The organism is Niallia sp. M35 (genome assembly GCF_050971705.1).
Lineage (GTDB): Bacteria > Bacillota > Bacilli > Bacillales > Cytobacillaceae > Niallia > Niallia circulans_A.
Genome location: NZ_JBPCEP010000018.1, coordinates 21,401 through 42,349, shown reverse-complemented (window position 1 = coordinate 42,349; position 20,949 = coordinate 21,401). Strand labels below are relative to the sequence as shown.

Genomic DNA, 20,949 nt, shown 5'->3' with positions numbered 1-20,949 from the left:
AGAGAATAATGGGTGGAGGTGATAATCATGACAAAAAATAAAAATAAAAATGCGAAGCAAGCAGTGCAAAATGATACAGCTCGTCAATATGATCATGAATTTGCCAATGAACCATTAACAGCAGCGGAGAAATTAAATAATAAAAAGACGAAAAAAAGACAATAAAGTGTTCCGAAAAGTATCCTTCAAATGAGGATGCTTTTTTATGTATGCAGGAAAAAATCAAAAAAATAGAAGGAGTAAGTAAACAAAAATTACAAGCTGTTGATATCTAAGAAAATAATTTGTGTGAAGAGAAGTGGAATATTTACTGAATAGCGAAGAAATGAAAAGATGGGATTTAGCGAATATAGGATGCCCAAGGGTTAAAGGAAGAAGAAGATATCTATATTCATGGATTGGCAGGTAATTCTGCAATAGCTAAAAAGGACGGATGGATATTGCTGGAAGATGGTATATGGGATGTGATAGATTATAAAGTGAAATAAAGGAGGAGAAAAGAATGGATGCAAGAATCGAAAAATTAATTAATTTTACAAGGAGACAATGGGGGTTAGAAGATTATTATTTAGGTAGACACCATCTATTTAGACAGCTTACATTGGATGGCGAGACAGTGTATTTCTTAAATATGGAATGGTTTCCGAATAAATATGCCGATTGGACAGATGAAGAGGAGAATCCGGAAGGGACTGCTTCGATTGATATAAATATACATACGGAGGAATTCGAAACTGTTATTTTTGTCCAAGGAGTAACCTATGCGAAAAATGGGGTAGTATTTCCACATAAAGACGTAAAAGAGGTAAAAAAATGGCTTGCCGAATTCGCAGGTATAAATATAGAGAAGGACTTTATTTGCAAGCGAAGAGATGAAAGAGAGTATTACTTTGAGGAACAGTGGAATGATATTCCATTATCTCCATCCTCTTCAATAACTGTAGAGTTTAATGAAGACGGAGAGCTAACATTTTATTCGAAAGATATCATGGTGTTAACGAATAAGAATGAGTTAGAAGAGGAATATACTTTATCGCTGGCGGATATCGAGGATATAGCGAGTGATCAAGTAGTTTTAGCTAAATTTCCTGAAGAGGATGGCATGTTAATCGTATATGGAGTGGAAGAAACTTATATTAGAAATGATCGGAAAGGAAGCCTTCCATTTATGGAGGAGAAGTTTGGGCTTCGAAAAAACATCAACAAAGAGATAATATGGCAGGAAGGAAAAGAGGATGATTTTGAAAGGAAGTTCTTAGATTGGGACGATGAAGTAAGTGTGGAAGATGCATATTTAAAAGTGACACATCCAGATTCGTTGCCAATAACGGACGAAGACACAGAAAAATGTATCCAAGAAGTAACCGATTTTTTGCGCATGAAGTATCCGAATGATTCAGGTAAATGGATGCTTAAATATTTATATAGAGAAAATTTTAATTTGCTTGCACGGATTGAGAAAAGTGCGCCTAAAAGTATATTTGCAGGAAAAATCCTTACTTTTCATGATCAAGAAGGCAAAATAGTGAATTTTATGGATAAAAAGGAATTTTGGGATGAAATTCTCGATAAAAAGGAAAAGGAACTAATTAAGAAAGAGAAGGAGATAAAAATTACTAAGGACGAAGCTTACAAAAAGCTGAAGCCGTATTTCACCTTAACCCCTTACTATGTGTTTGATCCAGCTGATAGGAAATGGGTGCTGTGCGGGAAGTTGGACTGTAACTACTGCGTCGATGTAGAAAGTGGAGAAATCAGTAATCTAGAGGATTCTTTTTCTTAAATTAATGATACATTACTAGTATTAAAATACACCAAAGACTGCTGAACACAAGGAGGAAGAAAAATGAACTCTTCCCTAGAATTGCAAATGCTCATTCAATTATTTGAACGAGCTGCCCTTTTACTCATTACTTTATTTTTTATGACAAGAGTCCCGAAGTTTAAAGAGACCTTGCAAAAGGATCATCACTCGCCAACAGAGCTGACATTAATTACGATTATATTTTGTGCCTTCGCTCTGTTCGGGACCTATTCGGGAATACAAGTAGAAGGTTCGATTGTCAACATCCGCACAATTGCCATTATGTCAGGTGGTATCCTGTTTGGCCCATGGGTTGGAATTGTGACCGGAATTGTTTCCGGTCTACATCGTTATTTAATTGACATTGGTGGCGTAACCTCTATTCCTTGTTTAATTACAAGTATTTTAGCAGGGATTGTATCTGGTTATATTCACCTTCGCGTGAAAAAGAGTAGTCGCTGGATTTATGGAATAGTTGCTGGAATGCTATGTGAAATGCTAACAATGATTTTGATATTGTTTATGGCAGATCCTTTCGACTTAGGAATAGATATTGTTTCGATCATTGCTTTACCGATGATTTTAGGGCAAGGGAGCATTGGGCTAATTGTCTTGATGATTGCTAGCGTAGAAGGAGAAAAGGAAAGAATCGCGGCACAGCAGGCGCAATTAGCCCTTAACATTGCGAATAAGACCTTGCCTTATTTTCGTTCTATTAATGGGAATTCTTTGCGAACTATTTGTACCATTATAAAAGAAGATATTCAAGCAGACGCAGTAGCTATTACGGATACAAAAGATGTTCTTGCATATGTAGGGTTTGGGGAGGAAAAATATAAGATCGGCCAAGAGATTATCAGTGATTTAACGAAAGACACCATTCGAAGTGGCAAGATTACGATTCGGAATAATATTGCCGATCATCATACTCCGCAAATTCATTGTTTATTAATTATTCCGTTAGAAGAAAGAGGCGTTGTAACCGGTACCCTAAAAATTTATTACCGCAAAGCTTATACAATTACCAATACATTGCAAACCATGGCAATCGGATTGGCGCAAATTATTTCAACCCTTATGGAAGTGTCGCGAGTGGAACAAATGAAAGAGGAAGCAAATAAGGCCGAACTAAAAGCACTACAAACAAAAATTAATCCCCATTTCTTATTTAATGCGCTAAACGCGATTGCATCCACAACCCGTCGCGATCCTGAAAAAGCACGAGAATTAATTATTAATTTATCGGGGTATATGCGCTATAACTTAGAGGTTGGAGAAGAGCTTATTGATATCCAGCTCGCACTCAAGCAAGTGAGAGACTATATTCAAATTGAAAAAGCTCGTTTCGGAAACCGCCTGCAAGTGAACTATGAGATAGATGATATACATATTAAACTTCCGAGTCTTCTCATCCAGCCATTGGTCGAAAATGCGGTTGTGCACGGAATTTTAAAGCGAAAGGGTCCTGGAGTTGTAACGATATCAGTCAAAGATTTAGGAGAGACAGTAAGGGTTAGTGTGCGGGATACTGGAGAAGGGATTGCCCAGGAGGTAATTGATCGTTTAGCAAAAGAAGAGGTATCCTCCAAACAAATCGGTTTAACAAATGTTCATCAACGAGTAAAATTAATGTATGGAACAGGCTTAAACATTCGTAGATTAGAGCCAGGTACGGAAGTTTATTTTGACATAACGAAGGAGATAGCATGAAGGCAATAATAGTAGAGGATGAAATTCCAGCAAAAGAAGAATTAGAATATTTAATTCAAACCCACAGCAAAATTGATATTGTCGCCACTTTTGAAGATGGCTTAGATGTGCTTAAATTTTTGCAAGCAGAAGAAGTGGATGCCATCTTCCTAGATATTAATATACCTTCTTTAGATGGGATGCTTTTGGCAAGCAATATTAGTAAATTTGCGAAAAAGCCCTATATCATTTTTACAACTGCGTATAAAGAGCATGCAGCACAAGCTTTTGAATTAGAGGCATTTGATTATATTCTTAAGCCGTATGAAGAAAAGCGGATTGCCGCGATGCTGGCAAAATTAGAAGCATCTTTCAAAAAAGAAAGCGGTGGAGAAGAAGAGATTACGACAGAAGTAACACGTCGTATAAACTTGCGTAAAAATGAAAATATCATTGTGACAGATGTTAATGATATTTATTATGCAGAAGCGAGCGAAAAGGTAACATTAGTTTATACGAAGACAGATGAATATATGATGCCAATGAGTATCTCTGATTTTCATGATAAATTGCCACAGGATACCTTTTTCCGCTGTCATCGCTCCTACACCGTGAATCTTTCAAAAATCCATGAAATTGTCCCATGGTTTAACCATACATATCTGGTGAGATTAAAGGATATTAAGGCGGAAATTCCTGTTAGCAGAAGCAAAGCAAAAGCATTTCGACAAATTATGCATCTATAAATACCATTCATTCCGAATAAAGGGCATTTCATTCTGATACCGGTTTCAAAAATGTTTCAGGCGGTATAATTTAACTATCAAAAGAAAGCATAAACAACCTTTTATAGTAAAAAATACTGTTTATAAACCGAGTAGAAAGAGGAGATCGGAATGAAAGAACGAAATGGCAATCGCTTACTGATAGTTATTGGTACCATTATTGTGCAAATGGGATTAGGAACAATATACACATGGAGCTTGTTCAACCAACCTCTTGTTGATAAATTTGGATGGGATTTGAGCGCAACGGCTATCACTTTTTCCATTACTAGTTTTGCGCTTGCCTTCGCAACCCTTTTTGCCGGGAAAATTCAAGATAAATGGGGACTCCGCCGCTTAATTGCCTGTGCTGGAATCATGCTAGGTGGAGGATTAATGGTTACTTCCCAAGTATCTTCTTTATGGATGCTTTATCTTGTAGCAGGTGTTTGTGTAGGTTTTGCAGACGGAACTGCGTACATCACGTCTTTATCTAATTTAATTAAATGGTTCCCTGAGAAAAAAGGATTAATTTCTGGTATCTCTGTAGGAGCATATGGAACCGGTAGCTTAGTTTTTAAATATATTAATACAAGCTTAATCGCAGCTTATGGTGTTTCAACAGCCTTCTTAATTTGGGGAATTATTGCTTTAGCGATGGTTGTCGGCGGATCATTCCTTTTAAAAGAAGCACAGGAAGTAGAAACAACTACAAATTCTTTAGCACCAGAGCAAAAGAATTATACAGTGAAAGAAATGCTAAAAACAAAGCAAGCATATTTACTCTTTGTTATTTTCTTTACCGCATGTATGAGTGGATTATACTTAATCGGTATTGTAAAAGATATTGGTGTCAGTCTAGCGAATCTAGATGTGGCGACAGCTGCCAATGCCGTTGCTTTAGTAGCGATATTCAATACAATCGGTCGTATTATTCTTGGAGCATTGTCTGACAAAGTAGGTCGAATAAAAGTTGTTTCTGGAACATTAGTTGTAACAGCTGTAGCAGTCACTGTATTAAATGTTGTTCCGTTAAGCTTTCCATTATTCTTTGCTTGTGTAGCCGCAATTGCATTTTGTTTCGGAGGTGTTATCACCGTATATCCGGCTATTATCGCTGATTTCTTTGGACTGAAAAATCAAAGTAAAAACTATGGTGTAATCTATCAAGGCTTTGGATTTGGAGCTTTGGCAGGAGCTATGATTGCAGCAGTACTTGGAGGATTCCATGCAACCTTTACAGTCATTACTGTTTTATGTGTCGTTTCCTTTATCATTACTTTAATCATAAAGCCGCCACACATGAAGCTGCAGCCAAAAGAACCAAAACAGCCGCAGCCTAGACTTGCAAATCGCCTTGGATAAGATAGCAAGAAAAGAACCCCGTAAATGGTAAATACCATTTCGGGGTTTTTGCTGTAAACTGGTTGCTTCCACATCTATCCAATAAAAGAGAAAACATGAAACAAGAGCCTAGATTTGATAGAATAAAAGCATCAAATCATTTTTTTATGCTTTTCCACATACACATAATGTAAGGACACATAACAAAATACGTCTTTAGTCGTAGAAAAGATTCCATTTAAAGTCTATAGCAAGAAAGAACTTGGTTACGTTAAAATAGAAGTAGATAAATCATCGATTTTTGAAACAAAAGCTGAAATGAAACGTATAAAAAATAAAGGAATACGAAGGCAGGAGTCGATTATAGTGAACTCATTTTTAATGTTTTTAGTACGAACAGGCATTTCTTTTCCTGTAGGTGCTTTAACATGGCTAATCAGTTATGTGGCATTTGACCAATATTTTATCCTATCCGTTCTATATGGAGTTGCGGCAACTGGAGTCTCTTATTTCATCTCAGATGGAGTAATTAAACATCAATTAATGGTAAGGCAAGGTTTATCAAGAAAAGAATATAAATTTATTCAAACACAGCTAAAGGAAGCGAATGAGAAAATTAGTCGATTAAATCGACATGTTTTTGCCATCCGCCACTTTCCTTCTTTTAAGCAAAGAATCGATTTAATGAGAGTAACAAAGAAAATCTATCGATTAACGAAGGAAGAGCCGCGCCGTTTCTATAAAGCAGAGAAATTCTATTATTCGCACTTAGATTCATTAGTGGAAATCGCAGAAAAATATGCCCTTTTATCTGCCCAGCCGAAGAAAAACAGAGCACTGCAGGCAACCTTAAATGACACAAGAAGAACATTAGAGCAGCTTTCTAGAACGCTGGAAGACGATCTTCATGGCATTCTATCAGATGATATTGATGATCTGCATTTTGAATTAGATGTAGTAAAACATACTTCTAATAAGGAGAAGGACACTGATTTGTTAGATGAAAGCAGGCGGACTAAATGACAGATGAACGACAAATGAAAAACATTACAGATGATTATTTCTCCGATCCTTTAGGAGAAAGCAATAATTTGTTCATGCAAAAAGGCGAAACAGCTGAAACTGTTCGCCTTATTGATGTTTTATCTCCACAAAATCAAAAACGAGCATATGAACTTGCAGATAAACTAGATCCAACCAATCACCGTACGATGATTGCTTACGGGGCAGCAGCGCAGAAAAAATTACTTTCTTTTTCCCATACAATGATTGAGCATGTGCAGCGCAAAGATGTTGGAGAAGTCGGGGATATCGTTAGTGATTTAATGGAAAAATTAAATGAAATCAATCCTGATGAATTACGGGTGGAAAAGAAGGGTTTTTTTCGCCGATTATTTAGTAAGCCTTCTAAAAGTGTCCATGAAGTCCTATCAAATTATCAAAAAGCAAGTGCCCAAATAGATCGCATGAGTGTGCGTCTTGAACGCAGTAAAAATGTATTGACTGCAGATATTCATTTATTAGAACAGCTTTATGAACATAATAAGACCTATTTTGAAGATTTAAACGTATATATTGCAGCAGCGGAAATGAAATACGAAGAAATGACGAAAAAGCTTATTCCGGAGCAAAAAAAACTTGCAGAGGAGTCCGGTGATCGAATGAAACTGCAAGAGGTCAATGATTTAATTCATTTTGCGGAATTACTAGAGAAACGTATTTATGATTTAAAAGTCAGCAGAGAAATTACCATACAAACAGCGCCACAAATCCGCTTGATTCAACATACGAACCGTACGGTTATTGATAAAATCCAGTCGTCGATCATGACATCGATCCCATTATGGAGAAACCAAGTTTCCATTGCTTTAACGCTTTTAAGGCAGCGTCATGCGATTGAAACACAAGCAAAACTGAATACAAGCAGAATGGATGCCAACGCAAAAGAGATGGTACAAATCGCCAAGGAAAACCGTCCGGCAATGGTCGAAATCGATTCGCTAAAAGAAACACAGCATAAACTGATGAGCTCATTAGAAGAGACTCTACATATCCAAGAAGAAGGAAAACAAAAACGTAATCAAGCAGAACAAGAGATTACGGAAAGAGAAGGTAATTTAAAACAAGCATTAGATACGGTTGACAATAGGTATTAAAAAAAACTAAATACATGAAATTTTGTTCCTTTTTTGTGGAGACCAACCACACGAAATATAAAAGTAGCAAAAAGACCAAATAGCATACGATTTGGTCTTTTCTTCTGCCAAAAGCGCAGTAAAACTGATGGGCAAGTTAATAAAAAGGATATATATATAGAAGTTTCCGCTGAATTTTAATAAACTTTGACTACAAAATAAGGAGAATAAAAACTATGAAATTAAAAGTATATACAGCCCATTCATTTGCTAAAACATTAGAAGGGGGGAATCCAGCAGGTGTTGTGCTGGATTCAGATGCTTTATCTGATGAGAATATGAAGAAGATTGCAGGCGATGTTGGTTTTAGTGAGACAGCTTTTGTCATGAAGTCAGAATCAGCAAATTTTAAAGTGAGGTTTTTCACCCCTGAAGAGGAAGTAGACCTATGTGGACATGCTACGATAGCAACATTTTATGTACTCCTGAATAAGGGGATAATTAAGCCAGGGGTATTTCTTCAAGAAACAAAGGCAGGAATTTTAAGTGTGGAAGTAAGGGAAGATTCGACCATTATGATGGAACAAAACACACCAAGGTTTTATGAAACAGTAAATGAGAAGGAAATTGCTGATTCTTTAAACATTAATCAATATGATCTGATAGATGAATTACCAATACAAATCGTTTCAACAGGTCTAAGAGATATACTTGTACCGGTGAAAAATATAAATATTGTGAATTCTATTACCCCAAATCTTAAAAAAGTATCCCAAATTTGTAATAAATATAATAGTGTTGGATATCATGTTTTCACACTTGAAACTCTGATTGGTTCTCATAGTTACTGCAGGAACTTTGCCCCTTTATACGGTATAAATGAAGAGTCTGCTACTGGTACATCCAATGGCGCCCTTGCTAGTTATCTATTTAAGTATAAAAATCCAGAAATGGGATGTGATTATTCCTATTTAATGGAACAAGGTTATTCGATGAAAAAGCCTTCAGAGATAAAAGTTGAATTAATGGTTGAAGGAAAAGAAGTAATAGATGTCAAAGTTGGTGGAAAGGTAATGAATTTATCGGAATTAATAGTGGAAATATAAATTCTAGTTAACGGATAATTGAATAAGAAAATAAACAAAGAATGATTGGATTATATTTCATATAAAATAAAGAGATCAAAATAATCTTAAGGAGCAAGATTATTTTGATCTCTTTGTATTTAATCCATTAACTTCCCAAAGGGAATTCGCTTGTTTAAGAAATGCATAATAGGTATACCGATTGCCATGACAACAAATTCACCAATAGCTGTTGTTCCCCAAGTGATTAAGAAAGGGAATCCAAGTGCAAGATGTAATTGATAGGCAATAATAAACATATTAAAGGTAAACACAAGGGTATTAATAATCATTCTTAAAAGGTGACTTTTAATAAACTTGCTTATACCAATTGTGATTAACAAACAAATAATAGAATGAGCAACCCCAAAAGTTAAATCGTATAACTTAATGGTTGACAGGAATAAGTTTGCTAAAAATACGCCAACGACTATTCCATAAATATATTTTTTGTTAAATACAACAAGATGATTAAATAATTCCGAAACACGATATTGAATACTGCCAAAACCAATCGGCGCAATCGCAATCGTAACAGCGACATACAATGCAGCCACTAAACCGTTCATTGCAAGTGTTTTTGTTTTCATTTTTTCTCTCCCTTAGTTTTTTTACGTGGGATGGTCTCGAACCACGTTATCCAATAACTTTCACACAATAAGTTATCATATAATAGGAAGCCTATGTTCGTCAATGGAATTTTATCCCGTGATGATGGAGGGATAAGGTTGGGTGATTAGAGAGGTATCGGATTAATTGAATATTAATAAAAGCGGAGAAAGTTAACAGAGAATCCGTCTCTGTAACCACAAACAAGAAGAAAAGCAACAGAGCCCAATCCCCTGCACCCCCAAAACAAAATTGTAAATCCTAAAAAAGTTTTCCCCTGACTTCTTCCTGACACATAACTCTTTTATTCTATTACTTGTAAACAGCAAGACAATGAATCAAGTAAATTCATTAAAATAGAATAGAAAGAGGTTGAAGCAAAAAATGAAGAAAAGTATAAAGAAGTGGATTATTAGTGGAGTAACAGTTTTGGTAATAGGGACGGGGATTGGGTCTTATTATTATTTTAGCAATGATAATCAAACAGAAGTAAGAGCACAGGCTAGGTCGCAAACAGCAACGGCAGAAGCTGGTGATGTTGAAATAGAGGTAAGTGGTACTGGAAGCATTGCAGCTATCAATAAAGAGACTTTCACTTCTGAAGGAAATGCAACAGTAGACGAGGTGTTAGTCGAAGTAGGGGATGAGGTAGAAGAAGGCGACGAGCTAGTAACATTCGAGAATGATACACTCGACCCAATTGTTGCAACTTTTTCTGGTGAAATTACAGCTCTAAATGTTGCAGAAGATGGCAATGTATCAATGGGAACAGAAGTTGTAACAGTTACTGATTATGACAATCTAGAAATGGTAGTTAACGTAGATGAATTAGATATTTCGAAAGTAAAGGCGGGCCAAGCTGTTAATGTAAAAGTGAGTGCACTGGAAGACAAAGAGTTTACTGGAAAAGTTACGAGTGTAGCAAAAGAAGCAAACAGTGACAGTACTAGTGTCGCAAAATATGCGGTTGCGGTGAAAATAACTAAGCCCAGTGGATTGTTGGTTGGAATGACAGCAGAAGCTACTATCACAACCGATAAAGCGGAAGATGTCGTGACGGTTCCTGTAGAAGCTGTACAAAAGGAGAATGAAGAATATTATGTTCTAGTAGCAAATGGCACAACTACTAATGAAGATGGCACAAAGGAAACTGCCTCAACAAAACAAACGGTGGAAGTAGGATTACAAAATACAGAAGTTGCGGAGATTAAAAGTGGTTTAGAGGAAGGAACAACGGTAGTACTGCCAACATTTGAATCATCAAGTGATAGTGAAACACAAGGAATGTTCCCTGGTGGTGGCCAAATGCCAAATGGAGAAGGTAGAGGTCAAATGCCAAATGGTGAATTCAGAGGCCAAGGCGGCGGAATGCCTTCCGGTGGATTTGGAGGTAGAAATGAATGATAGAAAAGCATGCAATTGTCGAAATAAAAAATGTGAAAAAGGAATATACACTTGGAGGAGAGACAGTTACGGCATTGGATAATGTAAGCTTTACAGTCAATAAAGGGGATTTTATTGCTATCATTGGGCCGTCTGGTTCAGGTAAATCAACATTAATGAATATAATCGGTTGCTTGGATACACCCGATTCTGGTGAATATTACTTGGACGGGCAAAATGTTTTTTCGTTAAAAAGCAAACAGTTAGCAGAAGTGAGAAATCATAAGATCGGTTTTATTTTCCAATCCTTTAATCTGCTTACGAAACAATCTGCCTTTGAAAATGTGGAGCTGCCCTTGGTTTATCGAGGAATCGGAAGTAAGGAAAGAAAAGAAATTGCCATGCAGGCATTGAAAAAAGTAGGATTACTGGAAAGAGCGGGACATAAACCAACAGAATTATCTGGTGGACAGCAACAGCGCGTGGCCATTGCCCGTGCTCTTGCGGGGAATCCGCCAATCCTGCTTGCTGATGAGCCGACTGGAGCGTTAGACAGTAAGACAGGAGTCGAGGTAATGAATTTAATGAAAGACCTAAATAGACAAGGACATACCATAATTTTAATCACCCATGATTTAGAAATCGCTAAACAGGCTAAGCGAGTTATTCGCATTCAAGATGGTCGCCTAGCAGAGACAAAGGAGGTAGTTGTCTCTTGAAATTAGGACAAGCAATCAAGATAGCTTTTAAAAATATAGCAATGAATAAATTAAGAGCAGTGCTTACCATGCTCGGTATTATCATTGGTGTGGCAGCGGTTATTGCTTTAACCTCATTAGGAATGGGAGCCTCCAATTCTGTTTCCGATGACATTGCCGGCTTAGGAACGACAACAGTTTCTGTAAATTTATCGGGAAACTCTAGTGAGGAAGAGGTTGTCGATTATAATGAACTGATGGCATTTGCAGAATTTGACGAAGTAAAGGCTGTTTCACCAACAGTGACAACATCCAGTACACTCAGAAATGGAACGACATCAAGCTCTGGAGTTACTGTTACAGGTGTTACTACTTCTTATGAAGAGGTACAGGATATTACTTTGAAGTCAGGAAGAAATGTCATGGACATTGACTTGGATAATCGCAATAAAGTAGTGGTGTTGGGGTATAATATAGCAACCGAGTTATTCGGATTCGCAAATCCAGTCGATAAAACCGTTCAAATTGATGGAACAACATTTAAAGTAATCGGAGTACTTGCTGAAAAAGGGGAAGAGTTAACTGGATCTGTAGATGATTCTGTCCTGATTCCATTTACAACAGCACAACGCTTTATCGGTCAAACCTATGTAACTTCAGCAACAGTGCTTATGACGGATGAGGATTCAGTTGAAATGGGAATGGCAAAAATGAAGCAAGAATTATACAATCAGTTTGATGGAGATGAAACTACTTATTCTGTGCGGAATCAATCTTCTGTATCGGAGGCCCTTGATTCTGTTTCCAATACGATGACATTGTTATTAGCCGGCATAGCAAGTATTTCCTTAATCGTTGGAGGAATCGGAATTATGAATATCATGCTTGTTTCGGTTACAGAAAGAACAAGGGAAATTGGGATTAGAAAAGCAATAGGTGCTCGGAAAAAAGATATTATGCTCCAATTTTTAATTGAAGCTATTGTACTTAGTGCATTAGGCGGAATTTTAGGAGCAGCTATTGGAATCGCTAGTGCAGACATATTGTCGAGCACATTAGAGATGACTTCCCAGATTACGTGGTGGGTTGTCAGTGGTTCCGTTAGTTTCTCTGTACTAATTGGCATTATCTTTGGGATTTTTCCAGCGAACAAAGCATCTAACTTAAGTCCCCTTGAAGCATTAAGATATCAATAAGCGGAATAGATCAGCTGGATAGAAGGCTGATCTATTTTTTCTTCTGACAATAATAGGTATAATGAGTTTCATTAGGAAAAAATAAAGCATAAGGAAAAAATGATGAGAAAAATTCTAATTGTGGAAGATGAACTAGCAATTTCTATGGTTTTAGGAGCTTATTTAGAAAATGCAGGCTATGATGTAGATTATGCTTATAATGGAGAAGAGGCTTTACGGAAGCTAGAGGAAGAAACTCCTGCCCTTATTCTATTAGATATTATGATGCCATATGTAGATGGCTGGAGCGTTCTTTCGTTTATTCGTAAGAAATCGGCATGTCCTGTTATTATGCTTACAGCTTTATCAGATACAGAGCAAAAACTAAAAGGGTTTGAAAATGGAGCGGATGATTATATTACCAAGCCGTTTGTAGGGGAGGAAGTCATCGCCCGTGTCCAAGCGGTACTAAGAAGATCCTCCCATTATCAAGAAGATGAGCGAGTGAAATACTATGGCGATTTAAAAATAAATTATGTCTCCCATCAAGTTTTTCTTAATGGAATTGAGGTTCCCTTCACTCCGCGAGATCTTTCTGTCTTTCTCTTTTTAGCAAGCAATCCAAATCAAACATTTACAAGGGATCAGCTTCTGGATCATGTATGGGGAAATGACTATGATGGAAGTGATCGGGCGGTTGATCTAGCGATTAAAAGAATAAGGAAATTATTAAATGGGTGGGATCCAAAAGATGGCGAAATTAAAACATTACGCGGATTGGGCTATCAATTTTATATTCAGGAAAAACAATAAAGAAAAAACGCCTCTTCTCTATTATTGGACAAAAAGATATTTGCTGACATTATGTGGAGGACTTTTGATTATCGGGATTATTTCAATTTTGTGGATTCGCCATAATGCTTTGGAAAATCGCTTAGAATTAACAAAATTAGTTGCCCAGGAAATAGCGGAGCATGCTAATGAAATGGTAGAAGGCAGATTGAAGGATATTCGTCTGCCATTTTTGCAGGATAGACAGAAGTTTATCAATGAAGGGCAGCCACTAGATGTTTTTCTAAAAGATGCTGCCGGTAATATCCGCTCTATGAATCAGAACTTCCCACCAGATTCTCGCGAAAAACAGCAGCTAATTGAGTCTTTGCCCTTAGTCAGTGAATTAACGATTAAAAAGGTCACGCTCTGGAATAATCAAAAAGCATCAGTTGTCATAGCCCCTATTCTAAAGGATGGGACGCCAACAGGTTCAGTCTATATCATTCAGCCGCATAATCAACTGCAGCATTTAAATAAGGAAGAATATCAATTACTGGGATTGTTGCTTCTTAGTTTGGCGCTGCTAGGCTGGTTCGTTATTTATTCTTTATCTAAAAAGATGGCAAAGCCGGTTGAAGAGGTTGCCAACGCTGCTCAACAATTAATGAATGGTAACTATCACATTACATTAAATGAAGAAGTGCAGGAAAAAGAGTTATACCAATTGATGCTGTCTTTTAACGAAATGACTAAGCGCCTCTATGCATTGGAAAGTTTACGGACACAATTGCTCGCAGGAGTTACCCATGAATTAAAAACACCGATCACCTCTATCAGTGCTTTAATTCAAGCTGTCAATGACAATGTCATTCCAGAAAAGAAGAAAAGCCAATTTTTATCGATGAGTTTAAAAGAAGCTGGCAGACTGCAAAGCATGGTAGAGGATTTACTAGATTTTAATAGCTTTAGTGCTGGTTCAATTAAAGTGAATAAGGAAAAGCTGAATGTACAGGCGACTTTAAAAGAAATTATTTATCAATGGGAAATTGTCCATACGGAGTCTTTGTCCTCTGCGAAACTTACCTTTATAAATCCAGAAAAGCCGATTTTTACCATGCTTGATAGTGTTCGTTTTCAACAAATTATCGTAAATTTATTAAATAATAGCTTACATGCAATCAAGGGGAAGCAGGGTGGAAAAATAACAATCCGATTAACCCATGATGACCAGAACATCATAATTTTAGTTGAAGATAATGGCTATGGCATACCAAAAGAAGAACAAGCTTATATTTTTGAACGATTTTATCGAGGGAAAAATAAGAAAGATATCGAGCGTGGGATCGGCTTAGGATTGCCATATAGTCTTCTGCTCGCCAAAGCACAGGGAGGATATTTATCTTTACAAAATTCAGATGGTAGATCTACAATATTTCTATTACAATTTCCAATACTTACTTAAAAAAAGGGGGCTGTTCGGAATGACAGTTCAAGAAGAAAAATATTGCAAGGAATCATTAGTAGTAAAAACAAGCCGAATATTCCCAATTGATACAAATAACCATAATTCCTTATTTGGAGGGAAACTGATGAGTTATATAGATGATGTGGCCTCTATTTCTGCATCGAGACATTCAAGAAGCGATGTAGTCACAGCTTCAACGGACTCCGTTGATTTCCTGTTTCCTATTCGCCCGACAGATTCTGTATGTTTAGAATCCTATGTAACACATACAGGAAAATCATCGATGGAAGTTTTTGTGAAGGTAATAGCAGAAAATTTAAAAACAGGGGAAAGAAAGCTCGCTGCTACATCTTTTTTAACCTTTGTTGCATTAGATGAGAACGGCAAGCCAAGACGGGTTCCTAAAGTAATCCCCCAGTCCGAGGAAGAGACCATGCTTTATAACACAGCAGAACAACGCGTAAAAATACGTAAAGATAGAAGAGAACATAGTAAGGCATTTGCAAGTGTTATTAGCACCGATATGCCTTGGGGATAAGTTGACCCCGGTTTGGCTGAACGGGCAAGTTGGCTGATAAGTTGAAGAGTTTGGCTGATAACGGGCAAGTTGGCTGATAAGTCGAGAGGTTTGGCTGATAAATCAGTAGTTTGGCTGATAAATCGAGAGTTTGGCTGATAAGTTGAAGAGTTTGGCTGATAAATCGGTAGTTTGGCTGATAAATCGGTAGTTTGGCTGATAAGTCGAGAGTTTGGCTGATAAATCAGTAGTTTGGCTGATAAATCGGTAGTTTGGCTGATAAGTCGAAAGTTTGGCTGATAAGTCGTAAAGTTTGGCTGATAAGTTGTAGAGATTGGCTGATAAGTTGTAGAGATTGGCTGATAAGTTGTAGAGATTGGCTGATAAGTCAGTAGTTTGGCTGATAAATCAGTAGTTTGGCTGATAAGTCGAGAGTTTGGCTGATAAGTCGAGGAGTTTGGCTGATAAGTCGAAAGTTTGGCTGATAAGTCGAAGAGTTTGGCTGATAAGCCGTAGAGTTTGGCTGATAAGTCGAAAAGTTTGGCTGATATCAGCCAAACTCAGACCCTCTACATTCAATTTGAGTGTAGAATTCTATTAATCTCAGAAAAAATGCTAAAAAATCACTAATAAAACGATAAAATAGACAATTTGACAACGAAACTACCCCGTTTCCACCACACCCACAAAGCGAATGATCTCCACTCAACCTCCCCATATTAGAAAGTAATGCCCAATCATTTGCTATCTTTTCTCTCATCCAATCCTCAAACTAAATTAAATTTCCCCCCCAACAAATGTCCAATATGCGGAACAACCAATCATTCCTAATCATTTCGAAGTACGAAGAAAAGCTTCAGAATATATTAACTTTTCAGAAAAATATACTGTTAAATTTTCTGACAATATGAAAGACACTTGTCTAGAAGAAGATTATAATCCAAACATGGAACAGGAGCAATTGGGAAAATATCCTGTCGTTTCATAGATAAAAAGACAATGATAGGGGGCATATTATGTTATCCAAAAAAGTACTTTCTTTCGCGATGACTGCAACATTAGCTTTAGGATTTATGAGTGGTTGTGCTTCAAACACAAACTCGGATTCAGGGGATTCAGGAGACAAAAAAGTAATTAAAATTGTTACACAATCACCACTTTCTGGAGGCAGCGCTACATTAGGGGAAGCAATTAAATTAGGAGCGCAGCTGGCTATTGATCAACAAAAGGATAAGTTTGCTGAATTAGGATTCGAACTTAAATTAGATGCACAGGATGATCAGGGAGATCCGAAAAAAGGGGTTGCTAATGCTAACTTAGTGGTTGCGGATAAATCTGTATTAGGGGTAGTCGGTCACTTAAACTCAGGTGTTTCCATTCCAGCATCTGAAGTTTATGAAAAAAATAATCTTGTAAGTGTATCTCCGGCAAGTACAGCCACTGACTATACGGATCGCGGTTTAAAAACAGTGAGTCGTGTTGTTGCTCGCGATGATTTCCAAGGTCCTGCTGGGGCACAATATGCTGTGGAAACTTTAGGGGCAAAGAAAATTTTTGTTGTTCAAGATAAAACAGCTTACGGTTCAGGTCTAGCAGATGCCTTTAAAGAAGCAGCGGAAGATTTAGGAGCTGAAGTTGTTGGTTATGAGGGAATTACCGTTGGTGAAAAAGACTTTAACGGTGTTTTAAACCAAGTAGCCTCTAAAAAACCTGATCTAATCTATTACGGTGGCCTTTATGCAGAAGGGGGAATTTTGGTAAAGCAAGCACGTGAAAAAGGATTAGATATTCCATTCATGGGTGGAGATGGTTTAGACTCATCTACTTTTGTTGAAATCGCAGGAGATGCTGTGAAAAATACCTTCATTACTTCCGTTGCCGGTGATACAACCCAATCAGAAGAAGGAACAAAATTTGCTGAAGATTATAAAGCAGCATTCAGCAAAAACATTGAGTCCTATTCTGCCTATGCATACGACTCTGCAGCAGTTTTACTAGCAGGCATTGAAAAAGCAATTAAAGAGAATGATAACAAATTACCAACACGTGAAGAGGTTACTAAAGCTGTGCGTGCTACACAAGATTACAAGGGGGTAGTGACAGAAGTTGGATTTGATGAGAAAGGAGATAATAAATTCGCAAAAATCTTTATTTATAAATTTGATGAAGCCAAATACCCAGCTACATTAGATGGAGAAATTAGCCAATAAACGAGTAAATAAAAAGGACATGAATATCAATCGTCCTTTTTATTTGTAAAGAACTAAAATGCCGGAAATTAATCTTAGCTATTTAGTAGATAGAAATCAGCATATATGGTGATTACGTCAATAGAATGAATCTGTTGAGTAACCGTAGCGGGAAATCTTTCATCTTATGCGGTTAAACTCTATCTACTAAAACCATTAAATCAAAAGTGTGGGGAAGAGAATGCTAACTGAAATTTTACAAACATTACCGCAAGTTTTAATTGATGGATTAACATTAGGAGCGGTGTATGCCGTTATTGCATTGGGATACACAATGGTTTATGGAATATTAGAATTGATAAATTTTGCTCATGGGGAAATATTTATGTCAGGTGCATTCATTGGCACGGCCATCTTAATTACTTTAACAAGTCTAGGATGGACTTCGATGCTGCCTGCTGTACTTTCCTTAATTGTCATGCTCCTAATTACTAGTCTCATCACAGGTTTTTTAGGAATGGGAATCGAAAGAGTCGCTTATCGTCCACTGCGAAAAGCACCAAAGTTAATTGCTCTTATCTCAGCTATTGGTATCTCCTTTTTACTACAGGATATCGTTCGTTTCATTACAGAATTATTCAAAGGGAATTACATAATTACTTCGCCTAATCTATTTTCTGACAAAATAAATATCGGATCTGTTTTCGGTTCTCATGCTGCAAGTTTTAAAAGCTCGTTTTTAGTTGTTATTATAGTAGCCGTTATTTTGATGGTAGGATTAGATTTTTTTGTTAACAAAACAAAGTGGGGCATGGCGATGAGAGCTGTGGCGCAAGATAGAGACACGGCATCTTTAATGTCTATTAATGTGAATAAGGTTATCTCTGTCACTTTCTTTGTAGGATCTGCTTTAGGCGGCGCCACTGGTGTATTATTTGCTGTTCAATATGGAACAATCGATCCGTACATTGGATTTATACTAGGACTTAAAGCTTTTACTGCCGCAGTTTTAGGCGGAATTGGCAATATACGCGGAGCAATGCTCGGCGGTATGTTAATTGGACTGATTGAAATGTTCACCGCAGCGAATCTGTCGGTTATCACAGGCGGGATTATGGGAGCAGAATATAAAGATGTTGTTGCATTTGCCATATTGATTATCGTCCTTATTTTTAAACCAGAAGGCTTATTTGGCAAAGCCGTAGCAGAGAAAGTGTAGGTGGAAAAGATGGCTAACATGATTAAAACCATCCAAACAAATAAAGTTGCCCAAATTATTCTTTTCTTTGCTTATGTATTGGTGACAACTGCTGCATTGGCTTTCTCGCAAAAATCAGTGATTGCCTTTTTACTATTATTGCTATCGCTATTACTCCTATATTATATGAATCTTGGAAATAAAATGAAGTGGGGAATTGCTTTACTTATTTTAGTGATTGTTCTCCCGATTTCAGCTAGTCAAGGGCCATCCTATCAAGCATATATGGAAGTAGCAACTATGGTAGGGATTTATGTTTGTATGGCTTTAGGGCTGAATATCGTTGTTGGTCTTGCAGGGTTGCTTGATTTAGGATTTGTTGCTTTCTTTGCTGTTGGCGCCTACACATATGGCGTGTTTGCGACAGCACAAGCGAATAACTTCATGCCCTTTGGAACATATCCATTGTCCGGAAATAGCTTTTGGTTTTTTATTATCATTGGTTTATTTGTAGCTGCTCTATTTGGGGTTTTATTAGGGATTCCAGTATTAAGAGTAAAAGGAGATTATTTGGCTATTGTTACATTAGGTTTTGGGGAAATAATCCGGATTGTATTTAATAACTTAGATAAGCCAGTAAATATCACGAATGGAGCGATGGGGCTGCCAAGTATTCAACAGCCTGAATTATTTGGTATTACTTTGTCACAGCCGAACCAATTCTATTATATTGTGCTAGTTATGTTTATTATTGTAATTTATGCTGTGACTAGAATGGAACATACAAAATTAGGCCGTTCTTGGAAGGCGGTCAGAGAAAATGAGATTGCTGCACAAGCGATGGGAATTCCCCTTGTAAAAACAAAGTTGACGGCATTTGCTATTGGGGCATCCTTTTCCGGAATGATGGGAGTTGTGTTTGCCGCAAAGCAAATGTTTGTGGATCCAACAAGTTTCACTTACTTAGAATCTACGACCATTCTTGTTATGGTCATCCTTGGAGGAATGGGAAGTGTGCCAGGTGTTATTCTAGGAGCGGCAGTTGTAACGATATTAAACTTACAGGTGCTAACCGAGTTAACGGGGTGGCTAAGCCAAGTAACCACTATTCCTGATGCCTTATCTCCAGCAAAAATGCAAAGATTTATCTTCGGTGCCCTTTTAATTATTATGACCTTATATCGTCCACAAGGATTAATACCGGCAAAAAATAAAAAGGTTAATGCCAAGAAATTAAAAGAGAGCATAGCAGAAAAGCAGGAGTCTACTATATTGCTTAAGGAGGGGCACAAATGAATATACTCGAAGTGAAAGGACTAACGAAAAAGTTTGGTGGACTTGTTGCGAATTCCAATATTGATATGTCTGTCGAGAGGAATTCCATCACAGCGGTAATAGGACCGAATGGAGCGGGAAAAACGACTTTTTTCAATATGATAACAGGGGTGTATAAACCGACATCTGGGGAAATTCTCCTTGACGGAAAAACAATTGCCGGGCTTAAGCCGCATGTCGTAGCGAAACAAGGAATTTCCAGAACCTTTCAGAATATCCGCCTTTTCAGTGATATTACCGTATTGGAAAATGTCATGGTCGGAATGCATAACCATATCAAAGGCAGCTTGGTTGGGACATTGCTTCAATTGCCAAAGGCTAAACAGGAGGAAGAGAAAGCAATGAAAGAGGCATATCGCCTATTAGAATATGTTGGGCTTGCTGATCTATTAAATGAAGCAGCGGCAAATTTATCATATGGAGCACAACGGAGATTAGAAATTGCTCGTGCTCTAGCTACAAAGCCTAGCGTTTTATTATTAGATGAGCCTGCTGCTGGTATGAACCCGAAGGAAACAAGTCTATTAACTGGTTTAATTCAAGATATGTGTAAGAAATATGATTTGACCATTATTTTAATTGAACATGATATGAAGCTGGTGATGGAAATTTCAAACCATATCATCGTATTGGATCATGGAGAAAAAATTGCAGAAGGTGGTCCGGAAGAGATACGTTCCAATCCGAAAGTAATTGAAGCCTATTTAGGAAAAGGAGCAGTATCACTTGCTTAAAGGGGGAAGCAG

General features: G+C 37.3%; 20 protein-coding genes and 1 riboswitch. Of the genes, 18 read left to right on the top strand and 2 right to left on the bottom strand.

Annotated features, from left to right (window positions below; all coding sequences use genetic code 11):
• The first annotated feature begins 27 nt into the window (after positions 1-27).
• The 8 genes from sspO to NiCM35_RS22160 all read left to right on the top strand — a co-directional run bounded on the left by sspO (position 28) and on the right by NiCM35_RS22160 (position 8,842).
• Positions 28-165: a small acid-soluble spore protein SspO gene (gene sspO, locus NiCM35_RS22195; protein WP_047944664.1), complete on the top strand. Its 138-nt coding sequence runs from the start codon at positions 28-30 to the stop codon at positions 163-165.
• Positions 166-502: 337 nt separating this feature from the next.
• Positions 503-1,783: a hypothetical protein gene (locus tag NiCM35_RS22190; protein ID WP_433780769.1), complete on the top strand. Its 1,281-nt coding sequence runs from the start codon at positions 503-505 to the stop codon at positions 1,781-1,783.
• Positions 1,784-1,846: 63 nt separating this feature from the next.
• Entirely contained in the window at positions 1,847-3,514 is a 1,668-nt protein-coding gene (locus NiCM35_RS22185) for a sensor histidine kinase (RefSeq protein ID WP_095330940.1), read from the top strand.
• Entirely contained in the window at positions 3,511-4,239 is a 729-nt protein-coding gene (locus NiCM35_RS22180; RefSeq protein ID WP_095330942.1) for a LytR/AlgR family response regulator transcription factor, read from the top strand. Before NiCM35_RS22185 ends, NiCM35_RS22180 begins: the two co-directional genes overlap by 4 nt.
• Before the next feature lie 150 nt (positions 4,240-4,389).
• Positions 4,390-5,622 (top strand): L-lactate MFS transporter, encoded by a 1,233-nt coding sequence (locus tag NiCM35_RS22175; RefSeq protein ID WP_163188522.1) that lies wholly within the window; start codon positions 4,390-4,392, stop codon positions 5,620-5,622.
• 345 nt (positions 5,623-5,967) lie between these two features.
• A complete protein-coding gene (locus NiCM35_RS22170) occupies positions 5,968-6,624 on the top strand; it encodes a 5-bromo-4-chloroindolyl phosphate hydrolysis family protein (RefSeq protein ID WP_095330945.1) in 657 nt (218 codons plus the stop codon).
• The gene (locus tag NiCM35_RS22165) at positions 6,621-7,757 is read left to right on the top strand and encodes a toxic anion resistance protein (protein WP_123258948.1); all 1,137 of its coding nucleotides are present in this window, start codon (positions 6,621-6,623) and stop codon (positions 7,755-7,757) included. Before NiCM35_RS22170 ends, NiCM35_RS22165 begins: the two co-directional genes overlap by 4 nt.
• Positions 7,758-7,972: 215 nt before the next feature.
• Entirely contained in the window at positions 7,973-8,842 is an 870-nt protein-coding gene (locus NiCM35_RS22160; protein ID WP_095330949.1) for a PhzF family phenazine biosynthesis protein, read from the top strand.
• 119 nt (positions 8,843-8,961) lie between these two features.
• On the opposite strand, the gene NiCM35_RS22155 is transcribed toward NiCM35_RS22160, so the two are convergent.
• Complete coding sequence (locus tag NiCM35_RS22155) at positions 8,962-9,450, bottom strand: QueT transporter family protein (protein WP_095330951.1); 489 nt, start codon at positions 9,448-9,450, stop codon at positions 8,962-8,964.
• 6 nt (positions 9,451-9,456) lie between these two features.
• Positions 9,457-9,501, bottom strand: a riboswitch (PreQ1 riboswitch).
• A gap of 352 nt (positions 9,502-9,853) precedes the next feature.
• Here NiCM35_RS22155 and NiCM35_RS22150 point away from each other — a divergent pair.
• The 6 genes from NiCM35_RS22150 (at position 9,854) to NiCM35_RS22125 (ending at position 15,502) form a co-directional block, all read left to right on the top strand.
• A complete protein-coding gene (locus NiCM35_RS22150; RefSeq protein ID WP_095330953.1) occupies positions 9,854-10,873 on the top strand; it encodes an efflux RND transporter periplasmic adaptor subunit in 1,020 nt (339 codons plus the stop codon).
• Positions 10,870-11,571 (top strand): ABC transporter ATP-binding protein, encoded by a 702-nt coding sequence (locus tag NiCM35_RS22145; RefSeq protein WP_217279705.1) that lies wholly within the window; start codon positions 10,870-10,872, stop codon positions 11,569-11,571. The genes NiCM35_RS22150 and NiCM35_RS22145 overlap by 4 nt, the downstream gene beginning before the upstream one ends.
• On the top strand, positions 11,568-12,746 hold the full coding sequence (locus NiCM35_RS22140; RefSeq protein WP_095330957.1) for an ABC transporter permease: 1,179 nt from the start codon (positions 11,568-11,570) through the stop codon (positions 12,744-12,746). Before NiCM35_RS22145 ends, NiCM35_RS22140 begins: the two co-directional genes overlap by 4 nt.
• Before the next feature lie 102 nt (positions 12,747-12,848).
• Positions 12,849-13,538, top strand: a complete 690-nt coding sequence (locus NiCM35_RS22135) for a response regulator transcription factor (protein WP_095330959.1) — start codon at positions 12,849-12,851, stop codon at positions 13,536-13,538.
• Positions 13,477-14,961 carry a HAMP domain-containing sensor histidine kinase gene (locus NiCM35_RS22130; protein WP_303981380.1) on the top strand — a complete coding sequence of 495 codons (1,485 nt, stop codon included), beginning with the start codon at positions 13,477-13,479 and terminating at the stop codon, positions 14,959-14,961. The genes NiCM35_RS22135 and NiCM35_RS22130 overlap by 62 nt, the downstream gene beginning before the upstream one ends.
• Positions 14,962-14,980: 19 nt before the next feature.
• Positions 14,981-15,502, top strand: coding sequence for an acyl-CoA thioesterase (locus tag NiCM35_RS22125; RefSeq protein ID WP_047944652.1), 522 nt, complete (start codon positions 14,981-14,983; stop codon positions 15,500-15,502).
• Between the two features lie 387 nt (positions 15,503-15,889).
• Here the strand turns inward: NiCM35_RS22125 and NiCM35_RS22120 are convergent, their stop codons facing one another.
• Positions 15,890-16,039 carry a hypothetical protein gene (locus NiCM35_RS22120; protein WP_171509331.1) on the bottom strand — a complete coding sequence of 50 codons (150 nt, stop codon included), beginning with the start codon at positions 16,037-16,039 and terminating at the stop codon, positions 15,890-15,892.
• Positions 16,040-16,497: 458 nt separating this feature from the next.
• On the opposite strand from NiCM35_RS22120, the gene NiCM35_RS22115 reads away from it, so the two are divergent.
• The 4 genes from NiCM35_RS22115 to NiCM35_RS22100 all read left to right on the top strand — a co-directional run bounded on the left by NiCM35_RS22115 (position 16,498) and on the right by NiCM35_RS22100 (position 20,937).
• The gene (locus tag NiCM35_RS22115) at positions 16,498-17,691 is read left to right on the top strand and encodes a branched-chain amino acid ABC transporter substrate-binding protein (RefSeq protein WP_095330967.1); all 1,194 of its coding nucleotides are present in this window, start codon (positions 16,498-16,500) and stop codon (positions 17,689-17,691) included.
• 220 nt (positions 17,692-17,911) lie between these two features.
• Positions 17,912-18,889: a branched-chain amino acid ABC transporter permease gene (locus NiCM35_RS22110; RefSeq protein WP_047944649.1), complete on the top strand. Its 978-nt coding sequence runs from the start codon at positions 17,912-17,914 to the stop codon at positions 18,887-18,889.
• Positions 18,890-18,898: 9 nt separating this feature from the next.
• Positions 18,899-20,164 (top strand): branched-chain amino acid ABC transporter permease, encoded by a 1,266-nt coding sequence (locus NiCM35_RS22105; RefSeq protein ID WP_095330969.1) that lies wholly within the window; start codon positions 18,899-18,901, stop codon positions 20,162-20,164.
• Positions 20,161-20,937, top strand: coding sequence for an ABC transporter ATP-binding protein (locus NiCM35_RS22100; protein WP_047944647.1), 777 nt, complete (start codon positions 20,161-20,163; stop codon positions 20,935-20,937). Before NiCM35_RS22105 ends, NiCM35_RS22100 begins: the two co-directional genes overlap by 4 nt.
• Positions 20,938-20,949: the final 12 nt, after the last annotated feature.